11 protein-coding genes are annotated in these 12,513 nt (G+C 69.5%); 3 read left to right on the top strand and 8 right to left on the bottom strand.

Annotation, left to right across the window (positions count from 1 at the left end; genetic code table 11):
- The first annotated feature begins 243 nt into the window (after window positions 1–243).
- Window positions 244–966 carry a hypothetical protein gene (locus OHA72_RS23110; RefSeq protein WP_327009860.1) on the top strand — a complete coding sequence of 241 codons (723 nt, stop codon included), beginning with the start codon at window positions 244–246 and terminating at the stop codon, window positions 964–966.
- Between the two features lie 22 nt (window positions 967–988).
- Here OHA72_RS23110 and OHA72_RS23105 read toward each other — a convergent pair whose 3' ends face one another.
- The 3 genes from OHA72_RS23105 to OHA72_RS23095 all read right to left on the bottom strand — a co-directional run bounded on the left by OHA72_RS23105 (window position 989) and on the right by OHA72_RS23095 (window position 3,979).
- Window positions 989–2,671, bottom strand: a complete 1,683-nt coding sequence (locus OHA72_RS23105; RefSeq protein ID WP_327009859.1) for a putative bifunctional diguanylate cyclase/phosphodiesterase — start codon at window positions 2,669–2,671, stop codon at window positions 989–991.
- 66 nt (window positions 2,672–2,737) lie between these two features.
- The gene (locus OHA72_RS23100) at window positions 2,738–3,541 is read right to left on the bottom strand and encodes an SAM-dependent methyltransferase (protein WP_327009858.1); all 804 of its coding nucleotides are present in this window, start codon (window positions 3,539–3,541) and stop codon (window positions 2,738–2,740) included.
- A gap of 189 nt (window positions 3,542–3,730) precedes the next feature.
- Window positions 3,731–3,979 (bottom strand): hypothetical protein, encoded by a 249-nt coding sequence (locus OHA72_RS23095; protein WP_327009857.1) that lies wholly within the window; start codon window positions 3,977–3,979, stop codon window positions 3,731–3,733.
- A gap of 238 nt (window positions 3,980–4,217) precedes the next feature.
- Between OHA72_RS23095 and OHA72_RS23090 the strand changes: the two genes are divergently transcribed.
- The gene (locus tag OHA72_RS23090) at window positions 4,218–4,730 is read left to right on the top strand and encodes a hypothetical protein (protein ID WP_327009856.1); all 513 of its coding nucleotides are present in this window, start codon (window positions 4,218–4,220) and stop codon (window positions 4,728–4,730) included.
- Between the two features lie 26 nt (window positions 4,731–4,756).
- The gene (locus OHA72_RS23085; protein WP_327009855.1) at window positions 4,757–5,218 is read left to right on the top strand and encodes a PIN domain-containing protein; all 462 of its coding nucleotides are present in this window, start codon (window positions 4,757–4,759) and stop codon (window positions 5,216–5,218) included.
- Window positions 5,219–5,575: 357 nt separating this feature from the next.
- On the opposite strand, the gene OHA72_RS23080 is transcribed toward OHA72_RS23085, so the two are convergent.
- The 5 genes from OHA72_RS23080 to OHA72_RS23060 form a co-directional block, all read right to left on the bottom strand.
- On the bottom strand, window positions 5,576–6,823 hold the full coding sequence (locus OHA72_RS23080) for an ABC transporter substrate-binding protein (RefSeq protein WP_327009854.1): 1,248 nt from the start codon (window positions 6,821–6,823) through the stop codon (window positions 5,576–5,578).
- 35 nt (window positions 6,824–6,858) lie between these two features.
- A complete protein-coding gene (fucP, locus tag OHA72_RS23075) occupies window positions 6,859–8,232 on the bottom strand; it encodes an L-fucose:H+ symporter permease (protein ID WP_327009853.1) in 1,374 nt (457 codons plus the stop codon).
- A 1,191-nt stretch (window positions 8,233–9,423) separates the two neighbouring features.
- On the bottom strand, window positions 9,424–10,401 hold the full coding sequence (locus OHA72_RS23070) for an AraC-like ligand-binding domain-containing protein (protein ID WP_327009852.1): 978 nt from the start codon (window positions 10,399–10,401) through the stop codon (window positions 9,424–9,426).
- Window positions 10,402–10,600: 199 nt separating this feature from the next.
- Window positions 10,601–11,230: a response regulator gene (locus tag OHA72_RS23065; RefSeq protein WP_327009851.1), complete on the bottom strand. Its 630-nt coding sequence runs from the start codon at window positions 11,228–11,230 to the stop codon at window positions 10,601–10,603.
- On the bottom strand, window positions 11,227–12,477 hold the full coding sequence (locus tag OHA72_RS23060) for a sensor histidine kinase (protein ID WP_327009850.1): 1,251 nt from the start codon (window positions 12,475–12,477) through the stop codon (window positions 11,227–11,229). The genes OHA72_RS23065 and OHA72_RS23060 overlap by 4 nt, the downstream gene beginning before the upstream one ends.
- Window positions 12,478–12,513 lie beyond the last annotated feature (36 nt).

The raw sequence follows: 12,513 nt of genomic DNA, 5'->3' as shown, positions 1-12,513 counted from the left end.
CCGCCTCATGCTGTTGCGACTGGCGTACCTGGGCATCACCAACGCGTCCGCGTTGCTGCGGCTGCTGCCGGGAAGCGACCAGGACAAGGACGCGGAGATCCTCGCCCTGCGCCACCAGCTCGCGGTACTGCAACGCCAGCTCGGCGGGCAGCGGGTCCGGTTCGACCCAGCCGACCGCGCCTGGCTGGCCGCACTGCTGCACCGCCTCCCGAAATCCACCCCCTGCATAGCCTGCGGCTGCTGGTGCGGCCCGACACGATCCTGCGCTGGCGCCGCGACCTGCAGGCTCGCCGCCACGCGGCGGTGTCGCGGCCTCGCCGACGGGACCGGCCACGCACCATCCGCTCGATCCGCGTGCTGGTGCTGCGCCTGGTGCAGGAGAACCCGTCGTGGGGCTATCGGCGGGTGCACGGGGAACTGCTCACCCTCGGGATCAGGGTCGCCGCGTCGACGGTCTGGGAAATCCTGCGCGAGGCCGGGATCGACCCCTCCCCTGACCGGGCGGCCACCACCTGGACGGACTTCCTGCGCTCACAGGCCGACGCACTGCTGGCGGCGGACTTCATCGAGGCGGTCACGCTGACGGGGATGAGGATGTACGTCCTCGCGGTCATCGAGCATGCCAGCCGCCGTGTCCGGATCCTCGGTGCGACCGCGCACCCGACCGCCGCGTGGGTGACCCAGACCGCCCGCAACCTCGTGATGGACCTCGAGGACGTGGGATGCCAGGTGGAGTACCTGATCCGGGATCGGGATGGCAAGTACCCGGCTCTGTTCGATGCCGTCTTCGCCGACGCCGGGATTACGGTCGTGCGCAGCGGCGTCCGCGTTCCCCGCATGAATTCCCTGCAGGCGCCGGACCGGTTCGTGCATGCCGTGACCGCGTTCGGACGGGACCTTGCCGCGGCGGGTGTGGGAGTTGTGTACGCCAGGTCCTCCCAGGCAGCCACCGACGCCGAGGCCTGACCCGCCTCACGGACGGCTCGCCTCACGGACGGCTCGCGAGCCTTGCGGTGATCAGGTCGGCGGATGCGGGGCGGCCGAGGTGGAAGCCCTGGCCGGTGTCGCAGCCGAGCTCGAGCAGCCGGCCGGCCTGGGCCGGGGTCTCGATGCCCTCGGCGGTGACGGCGAGGTTCAGGGCGCGGCCGAGATCGATCATGGCGGTGAGGACCGTGTGGTCGGGACCGGTGGCGGCGGGCCGTTCGCGCAGGAATTCGATGAAGCAGGCCGCGATCTTCAGGGTGTGCACCGGCAGGTTGCTGATCTCCGACAGCCTGCAGGTGCCGGTGCCGAAGTCGTCGAGGGCGATGCTCACCCCGAGCCGGGCGAGCTCGTCGAGGGTGCCGCGCATCTCGGGGTCGATCAGCACGTTCTCGGTGACCTCGAGCTGCAGGCGGCGGGCCGGCAGCCCGGTCTCGTCGAGGATCGCGCTGATCACGGCGGGTAAGCCGGGGCGGCGCAGCTGGGTGGCGGCGATGTTCACGCTGACGAAGACGGGTGCGAGCGGCTGCCAGGCCGCTGCCTGGGCGCAGGCCCGGCGCAGGACCTGCTCGCCGAGCGGCACGATCAGGCCGGTGTGCTCGGCCAGCTCGATGAACCGGGCCGGGCCGAGCCGGCCGTGCACCGGATGCTCCCAGCGCACCAGGGCCTCGACGCCGGCGAGGCGGCCGGTGGTCAGCTCGACCAGCGGCTGGTAGTGCACGACGAACTCGCCGCGGGTCAGGGCGTCCGGCATCTCGACGCTGAGCCGGTGCCGGGCGGTCTCGGCGGCGGCGCGTTGCGGGTCGTACACCACGAAGCTCCCGCGGCGCTCAGCCTTGGCCCAGGCGAGCGCCCGTTCGGCGGCGCCGAGCAGGGCGGCCGGGTCGGTGCCGGCGACGGGTTGCTCGACCACGCCGACGCTGGCCCGGATCGGCAGGTTATAGCCGTTGTTGATCGGAAACGTGCGCGCGATCGCGGCGAGTGCCGCGTCGGCGGCCTTGGTCACCTCGTCGGGGCCGGTGGTGCCGGCCAGCAGCAGGACGAAGGTGTCGGCGTGCAGGTGCGCCAGGAAGAACCCGGACGCGGTGGCCAGGCGGTCGAGCCGGTGCGCGACCGTGCTCAGCGCCTGGTCGCCGGCCTGGTAGCCGAGGCTGTCGTTGACGGTCGCGAACCGGTCGAGGTTGATCAGGCACAGCCCCAGCCGCCCGTCGCGGGCCGCGGCGAGGCGCTGCAGCAGTGCCTTGCGGCCCGGCAGCGCGAGATACTCTTTGATCCGGCGCCGGTCCGCGAGCTCGGCCCGCCGCAGCGCCTCCTGGGCCGCGACGGTCCGCTCGACCAGAGCACCGGAGAAGCCGGCCACCAGGACGCCCAGCAGCTCGTCCAGGCGGGCCCGGGCACCGGGATCGTCCAGCCCGAGGTCGGCGAGGAACCGGTGGCCGGTGAGCGTCACCGTCCGGCCGAGCAGTTCCGGCGTGGCGATGCCGGCCGCCACGAGGTCGGCGCCGATGCGCTGCCCGGCCGCGGCGGTGAACGGCTCGGCCGCGAGTGCCCCGGCGAGCCGCCGCGCGAGGCGCTCCAGCAGGGTGTACACCTCGTCGCGGCTGTGGCGCAGCACCGCCTGACCGGTGACCACACGGGTCCAGTCCCGGGTGAACGCCTCGATGCCGGACGCCCGGGACTCTGGCTTCATCGCCGTTGATTATGCGGTACCTGTCCCAGTTGGAGCCAGAGGATCATCTATGGACGATCGGCGTGTCTACGGCTTGCGGCCGACGACGGCGAGCACCTCAGGCCGGGGCTCGGTGCCGGCGTCCTCGGGCTCGGGGTGCCAGTCGGTGACCGGCACGACGCCGGGCTCGACGATCTCGAGGCCGTCGAGCAGCCCGCCGATCTCGGCCGCGCTGCGCAGGTGCAGCGGCGTCGACGTGCGCTGGTAGACGCTGCTGACGGCGTCGGCGTCCTCCTCGCGCTGCGGCGGCGGGGAGCCGTGCGAGAGCGCGATGTAGCTGCCGGGCTTGACCGCCGCGCGGAACCGGCGCACGATCCCCCCCGGGTCGTCGGCGTCCGGGACGAAGTGCAGGACGGCGATCAGCAGCACGGCGACGGGCTCGGTGAAGTCGATCAGTCCGCTGACCTCGGGGTGGCGCACGATGTCGTCGGGCTTGCGCACGTCGCCGAGCATCACGTCGGCGTTCGGGTGGCCGGCCAGGATCGCGCGGCCATGGGCCACGGCGACCGGGTCGATGTCGACATACATCACCCGGGCTGCCGGGTCGATCTGCTGGGCCACCTCGTGCACGCTGGCCAGGGTCGGGATCCCGGAGCCGACGTCGAGGAACTGCCGCACCCCGTCCGCCACCAGCCGCCGCACCGCCCGGCCGAGGAACGCCCGGTTGGCCAGCCCGATCTGCCGCGCGTTCGGTGCCATGGCCACGACCCGCTCGACCATCTCCCGGTCGACCGCGAAGTTGTGGAACCCGCCCAGCGAGTAATCGTACATCCGGGCAGCGTTCGGCACGCTGATGTCGATCTCCTCAGGCGCCCACTCCGGCCGCGTCATCGGACCCCTTCCCCCACGCTCGGTCACGCCGCGAACCCATCGACGATGGTCGGCGCACCGCCGTACTGTCAACTCTCGGAACCATGATATGGCCATGTGGCTTCACATCAAGCCGGCGATCCTGACCGGGTGAGGCTCGCCGGCGTAACGTATCCGCGGAGGGCGCCCGGCCGGACCTGCCGGCCCGGATCACGTCCGTGCACGACGTGAGCGCCACCATGCGCCAGATCGACCTCGTCGGCCCGGACGTGCCGCGCCCACTCCTTGGATGATCCAACCGGCGACGCCGAGTCCGCCGGCGTAGTTGACGTTGCGCAGCACCTCGAGCCGCGCGTTGCCCGCGACGAGCTCATCCTTGCCGACGAGCTCTGACAGGTAGCTCTGCGACGCCACATTGAAGAAGATCGAAAAATGCTGCTGAGCAGCGCCGTCACACACAGCTGGACGACGGTCAGGCTGCCCAGGAACCAGGCGGCCGGGATGGAGCCCGCGACCAGAGCCCGCCCGAGGTCCGTGACCACCATGGTTCGCCGCTTCGGCCAGCGGTCCACCAGGCCACCAAGGCCGAAGCCGCGTAGAAAGACCCGAAGCAGCCCGGCTTGTCCCGGCACCGCCAGACACCGAGGTCTTCGTCCTGCGTCACGGCGAGCGGGTCGCGGAGATCACGCCACCGGACATGGTGCTGCTGGCCCGCGAGCAGGCGGTGAGCATGGCGCGCACCGCGGCGCAGGAGGCCCGGGAGGCAGCGGACTCCATTGTCGAGTCGGCGGCCCGCCTCGGGGATGCGTCCGTACGTGAGGCGATCACCCGGCCGGTGCTGGAGATCGCCGACCACGCCGAGGAGGCCGCAGCTGTGGCTACCGCCCGCCTGGCACTGGCCCGGCATGCCCGCAACGGCGATGTCGCGGCGATCTGGCCCTGGGTGGTGACGCTGCCAGCGGACATGCTCGACGACGCCATGCGCGAATTCGACGCTGCGACCACCGGCGATGGCGGGACTCGTGCAGCGGTCCGATTGTTGATCGCCAAGTGGCAAGAGGCCGCCGAGTCGCACGCCGACCCTCGCTTGCAGGCGCTGCTCGCCGCCGAGCCGGCAGACCGGGCAGGCGGGCTGAGGTGGCTCCAGGAGCACGCCTCGACGTATCTGAACTTCGACGCACTCGCTGACTACGAGCAGTCCGGCCGGTGACCGGGTACCTCGCCGACACCTCAGCGGTGTGGCGGCTGCTGCGGCAGATCGCCGGCCCGTGGCCCGGCCTGGTCGATCAAGGGGTGGTCTCGATCTGTCCACCCGTCGAGTCCGAACTGATGGTCGGCGTGGAGGCGGCGCGACACTACGGCCCATTCGCCGCGGTGCTCCGCCGTACGTTCGGCTGGGTCGCCGCCCTCGACGACCCATGGAGGCACGTGCTTGCAGTGCAGCGTGACCTGATCCAGGTCGGGCACCATCGCGGGCCCTCTCCGATGGACATCATCATCGCGCTCACTGCGCAGGCTCACGGTCTCACCGTGGCACACGTTGATGCCGACTTCGACTCGATCGCCAAGGTCCGCCCCGACATTGCGATGGTCCGCATCGACAAGGTCGACCCCGCCGAACGACTCTGCCCAGCGGGGCTTGGGTCGCCCGGTACGGTCGAGGACTCGCAGCACGTGTTTCGCGGCGTGCGGCGTTGACCCGAGCGGCGTACATCCGGCCGGCCATCAGGTGCAGCTCAGACTCGCTGATCGTGTTCTTGATCCCCAGCACCAGCCGGTCATTGAAATCCCGCAGGTCGTAGACGCCGGCGGCGTCGGCCAGCAGGTGTCGGCCAGGCGTTGTAGGTGCCGGCCGCCGTAAAACGTTCGACCGCCGGTGGCGCGTCGACGACAGCGGTGTCAAGGACGACGCGGCAGCGGGCGCGACGAGATCCGGCACTTCCTGCAGGACATCGCGCACTGGTGGTTGTAGACCGCCACGCGCATCCGACGCCTCCTCGTCGTACGCAGCAGGATCGTGCTCCGCGCCGTGAGCGACAACGCCCGAGCCACGCGTCAGCGTGGCGGGATCTTGTCCTTGGTGACCGCGTTTTCGAGATCCCGGGCGAAAGCGTCCGGATCGCGGGTACGCACGTAGGTCGACACGGCGTCGTAGAAGCCCTCCTGGAACTCCGGGCTCATGGCCTCGCCGTGGGCGACCGACAGCAGCACCGGCGAGCCCCAGAGGCTCTTCGAGGCATTGCGCTGGTATGCGGACAGGGACGAAGTATCAATGTTCCGGAGCACCGGTACCGACCCCTTCGCCTTGCTGAACGGAATTTGGGTCGTCGGCTTGCTGATGTCGCTGAGGAAGGCAAGGGCGTTCTTGGCGTTCTTGGCCCTGGTCGCGGCCACGAAGACGTCGACGACCGCGAGGAAACTATCGCCGGTGCCGGGAAACGCCACAGCTCCGAAGTCTTTGCCCTCCTGTGCGCCGTCGGCGACCAGCTCGCCATACGCCGAGTCGTTCATGGACTCGAAGGCGCAACCACCTGTGGCGAGCTTCTTTGTCGCCGTGTCCCAGGTCAACGTGCCGGCCCCGGGATCGGCGTAGGCGAGGATGTCGCCGAAGGTCCGCAGCGCCGTCCGCACCTGCGCGCTGCGCCAGTTGAGGCGGTCGCCGGCCATGTCCTGCCAACCCTTCACCCCGATTGCGCCAAGTAGCACGTTCTCGAACAGCTCGATGGTGGTGAACGGGTCCTTGCCGCCGAGACATAGGGGGGTGGCTCCGGACGCCTTGACCTTTTGCAGGCCGTCCAGGAAGGCGGCGAGGGTGTAGTCGCTGGAGGGCGGCGTGACGCCCGCTCGGTTGAGGAGCTCGATGTTGAACCACAGCACGTTGCTGCGATGGGCACCCGTCGGCACCCCGTACGGGTTGCCGTCGTGCATGAGCGAACGCAGAATGGCCGGCTGCATCGTCGCACGGAGGTCACCGTCGGCGAAGACTGACGCGACATCGCGGATGACGCCGCGGTCGGCGTAGCCCTGCACGGACTTGCCCGCGAAGGTCTGCCAGACGTCGGGTGGGTTGCCGTGCTGCAGCCGCCTGGCCAGTGCCACGACCGCCTCTGACCCGGCGCCGCCTGCTACCGCGGCATTGACGGTATCGACATTCGGATTTGTCTGGTGCATGGCGGAGAAGAGGACGCTCAGCGCGGCGGCCTCCGACCCGGAGGTCCACCATGACACGATCTCGAGCTGCCTGGTATCTGTCGTGGCGCTCGTCGGCTTCTGCGCGCCGCAGCCGGCCACGGTGAGCGCCATGACTGCGACTGCCGCGACCGCGCGGCGCCGGCGGCTCATGCCGCTCCCCCGGTGACGGTGCTCGGCCCGGCATCGCCGGGCCGGCCCGGCTCGGTACTCCCGCGGACGGACCCGGGCGCGGCCCTGAGGTCGTAGAGGGCGTAGAGCCCGACGACGGCGAAGCAGACGGCTGGGACAACGAAGGAGATCGCCGCGCTCGTCTGGTCCAGGAGCTTGCCCTGTAGCAGCGGCATGATCGCGCCGCCCACGATGGCCATCACGAGGCCGGCGGCGCCGAACTTGGTCGCCGGCCCGAGCCCTTTGAGGGCAACGCCGTAGATCGTCGGGAACATGAGCGACAGACAGAACGACAGGGCCACCACGGCGAGTACTCCGGCGAGATTGGGAACCGATATCGCGAACAAGCAGAGCACCACCGCCAGGAAGGCCAGCACGGCGAGCACCTTGGTGGCACGTACGCGACCGATCACCCACGTCATCAGGAAGCGTGATCCAAGGAAGAGGAGCAAGCTGACCTGAAGATAGGCGCCGCCCTTCTGCAGGCTGCCGCCCAGCGCCTGCTGCACATACTGGATCAGGAACGTCCAGGTGCACACCTGAGCCGCGATGTTCGCAAACTGCGCGATCACCCCGAAGCGGTACTGCTTGCTGCGCCACAACACGCCGAACAAGTGGCCGGTGCCGCCGGTGTGCTGGCCATCGCCGGGGAACTCCTCAACGATCGGCGGCGCCTTCTGACTCGCGATGGCGACGGCGATGAGTACCAGGAGGACGGCCAGCCCGAGGTAAGGGACCATCACGGCGCCGAGCTCGCTCGCGCGGATGGCGTGCAGCTGGTCCTGGCTCAGCGACGAGATGTCCACCGGTTCAGCGAGTTTGGGCAGGATGAGCGTCGAAGCCAGCAGCACACCGATGTTCGTCCCCACCGGATTGAATGCCTGGGCGAAGTTCAGTCGCCGGGTCGCCGTCTCTTCCGGGCCGAGTGACATGACGTACGGGTTCGCGGAGGTCTCCAGGACCGAGCAGCCGGCGGCCATCGCAAACAGGGCCAGCAGGAACGCCTCGTACGTCATGATCTTGCTGGCCGGATAGAAGAGGAAGGCGCCCAGCGCCGCCAGCCCCAGTCCGGTCAGGATTCCCGTCTTGTAGCCGAAGCGCTGGTTGATAAAGGCCGCCGGGAGCGCAAGCAGGAAATACGCGCCGAAGTAGGCCAACTGGACGAGCGACGCTTGGAAGGTGCTCATCGCGAAGATGCGCTTGAAGCCCGCCACCATCGGCGTGGTCAGGTCCTGCGCTATGCCCCAAGCGGTGAAACAGCCGATCAGAGCAATGAAGAGCAATAGCATCCCGCGGCCGAGCAGATGCGGCCGCTGTCCCCGCTCGTCTTCATCCGCTGATGGCGGCGCCATGCTGGACGTCGGCATTCCTTCCGTGAACCGCGCCTACCGGCGGTTGGTCGGTGACCTGATGCAGCGGACTCGCAGGAGCGGACCGAATGGAATACCCGTGATCGGGACCGGCACTGCCGGGACCGTCGTCTCCGGCTGCGATCCCACCGGGCGCCGCTACCCACCCCGGCGCGCCACAAACCGGTACATGGAATTTGGCCGGCGCGAACAGCCGCGCGGTGTCCCGGCACCCCACGTCGAGCCGCGCACTGCCGACCGGGTCGGCATTCAGCAGCGCGACCATGGCGTCGAACAGAGTGGCGCAAGCGCGGCGCTGGCTACCTCGAGCCCGCGCGGCAGGTTGAGCGGTGGGACTAGCCGAAACGGCACTCACCGGGCATCTCCAGACAGCAGACGCATCGACGAAGTAGCGGCCCTTCCCTCACCGGCGGTTCTGTTGTCCGCTCGGCTCCAGCAGTACTACGGCCGCCTCCGACGCCCACCCGGCCAGTGATCCACTTCCCGGCGTGAACCAGTTATAGGACACCACGCTCCGGCGACACATTCCGCAGGTCACCGGGCCGGGGAGGGCCTCCCAGTTCCCGTCGCCACCCTCGATACGTTCCGTGCCCCCTACGCCGGGGAGTTCTTGACGGCTGCAATCCAGGATCTACACCGCGTCCATGGCCTTCGCCCCGTATTCGCGGGCTCGGCTCTCCCTTGGCCCACCCTCACAGGCAGGTGACGTAACGACGCCGCAGGTTTCGCTTCACGCTACGGACCGCATCGTTGCTCCCCCAAAGGGGCTTTTGACGCTGGGCTTCGACCCGATCCGTTTCCAGACCGAGCCGCCAGCCTGCTACCGGGCCTCCTGGCAGCTACCCGGACCGGACTTCCACCGGCAGGCGACGACGAGCTGACGAACCACAAGGATCAGCCGCTCACGGCTTCACCTCCAGTTCTGCTGGGCGCACGAATAGATCGTCTAGTCCGCCCGGACAGCGCCGTCTCCACCTGGACGCCGCCGCGGGAGCGGTAGAACCGTTGCGCGGCCGCGTCACGTCCACAATGGATGGTAGGTTCGCGCGGTCAGCCGAGCTCTTCCTGCGCGGGACCACCCCCGCGTGCGCGGGGAGCATCGGTTCTTCATCCGGCCGGACGGCGTCGCCCAGGGACCACCTCTGCCGCATCTGCGCCGCGCGGCGGCGGTGGTCAGTTCCTCATCCGGTACTCGTTGGGGGGCATCCCGTACTGCTGCCGAAAGAGGCGACTGAAGTGGGCGGTGGAGCAGAATCCCCAGCGGCGGGCGATGGCGTGTACGGGACGGTCGCGCAGTCCGGGGTCGGCCAGGTCCGTCCGGCAGCGCTCCAGCCGTCGTGTTCGGACCACCTCGGCCACCGGCGTTTCCCCGGTCCGGAAGAGACGCTTCAGCGTCGTCATCGAGACGTTGTGCGCTGCGGCGATCATCTGCGGACCGAGGTCCGGTCGGCCGAGGTTCGCGTCGATGAACATGTCGATGCGGGTGCGCAGCGCCACCTGCTGGACGTTTCTCGACAGCAAATCTGCGCCGTCGAGGTGCTGCGCGAGCAGTGCGGTGATCAGGTTGAGGGCAATGCCCGCCAGGAGCGTGGCGTCCGATGCGCGGTACTGCTCGGGATGGGCGCTGATCTGCTGCAGGTGCTGCGCCAGCAGCATGCCGATCCCCCCGGCTGCCGGCAGGGGCACGCCGAACAGTCGGCTGACCTTGTCGTGCGGCAGCGGCAGCTGTGCGTGTGGGATGGCCACGACGACGAAACCCGCTGGCTCCGGCGTAGCCGACCGGATGCCGTGGGACGCCTCGTAGGGGTGGGAGGAGGTGAGCAGCGTGAAATGCCTCGGGTAGATGGCCGACACACACCGGTTCTGCTCGACCGTGCCGGCACCCGATGTCAGCAGCGTCAAATGGTACTGCGCAGGATCACTGCGGCGGATCAGTTTCTCCGTCCGCCGGGTGGTCAGTGACGGAAATCGGAGCGTCGTGAGGGTGAGCGCCCCGAGACTGCTCATGCGCATCCAGGCGTCGAAATCATGCGTGTGCGTGCTGCTGATCTGGTTGGGCGCGACCTCCTTGGCCACGAGATCGGCCCAGTAGTCGAATCGCTCGGCCGGCGCGAGCGGGGACAGGTCCACCGTGTGCGTTGCCAGCATCATCCATCATCCCCCATGTACTGCTGGAGAGTTCCTCGGCGGTTCAGTCTGCGTGATCGCGCGTCGTGGCGGATCGACCGTGCGACACAACAATCGGGGAGCCCCGCTGTCAACCGATCGGTGGATACGTTCAACCTTCCGATGCGGCCGAGGTCCGCACGGACGCCACCGACGTGATCACCGCCGCCAGGCTGGCGGGTGGCTACGAGACCAGGCCTCGGCGGAACGCCTCGGCGACCGCGGCGGCCCGGTCGCGGACCCCGAGTTTTTCGTAGATGCGTAGAAGGTGGGTCTTGACGCTCGCCTCGCTGATGAGCAGACCGGCGGCCGCCTCGCGGTTGCCGGCGCCGTCGGCGATGAGCTTGAGCACCTGCAGTTCGCGCTGGCTCAGCGTGCCCGACACCGGGCGGCGGATCCGGCCCATGAGCCGTGCGGCGACGGCGGGCGCCAGCACCGATTCGCCCCGCGCGGCGGAGCGCACCGCGCGGAGCAGGTCCTCGACGGCAGCGTCCTTCAACAGGTATCCGGTGGCGCCGGCCTCGATGGCGGGCAGCACGTCCTGGTCGGTGTCGAACGTGGTCAGTACCAGTACCCGCACCTCCGGCGCCTGTTGCCGCAGCCGCCGGATCGCCTCGGTGCCGTCGACCGCCGGCATGCGCAGGTCCATGAGTACGACGTCCGGCCGCAGCTCGACGGCCCGCTCGACCGCCGTGGCGCCGTCATCGGCGTCGCCGACGACCTCGAACTCGGCGGTGCCGGCGAACGCGCCCCGCAGCCCGTCGCGCACGATCGGATGGTCGTCAACGATGAGCAGGCGGATGGGCTGGGTCACGTCGACCTCGTTTCCGGGGTCAGGGCCGGCACGGTGACGTTGAGGGTGGTGCCGTTACCGGGTTCAGTCTCGATGGTGAGGGTGCCCTGCACGCGTTCCGCTCGCTGGCGTACACCGTACAGACCGAAGCCGCCGGCGCCGCCGGACGGCACCGCCGCCGGGTCGAAGCCGGCGCCGTCGTCGCGCACGTCGAGCAACACGACATCGTCAAGGTAGGACAGCGTGACGGCGACCCGGCCAGCGTCGGCGTGCTTGGCCACGTTGGCCAGCGCCTCCTGCGCGGCCCGGAACAGCGTGACCTCGATCTCGGTGTGCAGCGTGCGGACCTCCCCCGTGATGTCCATCTGCACCGGCACGTCGGAGGTCCGCGACCACCGCGCGGCAAGGTCGGACAGGGCCTCGTGCAGCCGAAGGTCCTCCAGTTCCTGCGGGCCGAGCGCGGCGACCGAGCGGCGAGCTGCGGCCAAGTTTGCCCGGGCCAGCGCGTGGACCTGGTCGACGTGGTGCCGCCACAGCCGCGGATCGTCACGGACCCGCTCGGCGGCCTGCAGCTGCGTGATGATGCCGGTCAGTCCCTGAGCCAGGGTGTCGTGGATCTCGCGAGCCATCCGCTGCCGCTCGTGGTGGACGCCGGCCTCGCGAGCCTGCTCGAGCAGCTGTCCGTGCAGGTCAGCGTTCTCGGCGAGCGCGGCCCGCAACTGCGCCACCGCCTGGTGACGCTGTTCGGTCTCATCGGTGAAGCGGTACCCCAGATAACCGAACCAGCCGATGAGAAACGTCTGCAGGGCCACGATCAACACCAGCATCACGGCCCACTGCGGGGTGTTGGGTAGGCCGCTCGGTAGCACGTTGACCAGGCAGGAGGTCAGGAAGACGCTCAGGAACGCCCACCGTGCCGGCAGCACCTCATAGGCCTGCACGAAGCCGACGGTTGCGAAGACGAAAAAGACCGGCTGCCAGGACGTCAGTACCGCCGACAGGGCCAGCTGGACGCCGACGTACAGCAGCATCGGACCGGTCCGTCGGGTCCACGACGGCGGGCGCAGCGTGTACATGCCCAGCGCCCAGGCGGCTGCGGCCGCGACCGCGATCGCGGTGACCAGCCGCTCGCGTGCGCTCAGGCCCGGGCTCAGCAGGGCCAGTACCGCCGACACACCGAGCAGGACGTACGGCAGGGGCACCAGAAACCGTCGCAGGCGCAGCCGGGACAGCGGGATCTCGGGCAGTTCGGCCGGCACGGTTGTCATACCCCCACCCCACCGCAGATTCGCTCCCAGCGGAAG

Origin of the sequence: Dactylosporangium sp. NBC_01737, assembly GCF_035963215.1 — a bacterium.
GTDB lineage: Bacteria > Actinomycetota > Actinomycetes > Mycobacteriales > Micromonosporaceae > Dactylosporangium.
This window is presented reverse-complemented; position numbering and strand designations above follow the sequence as displayed.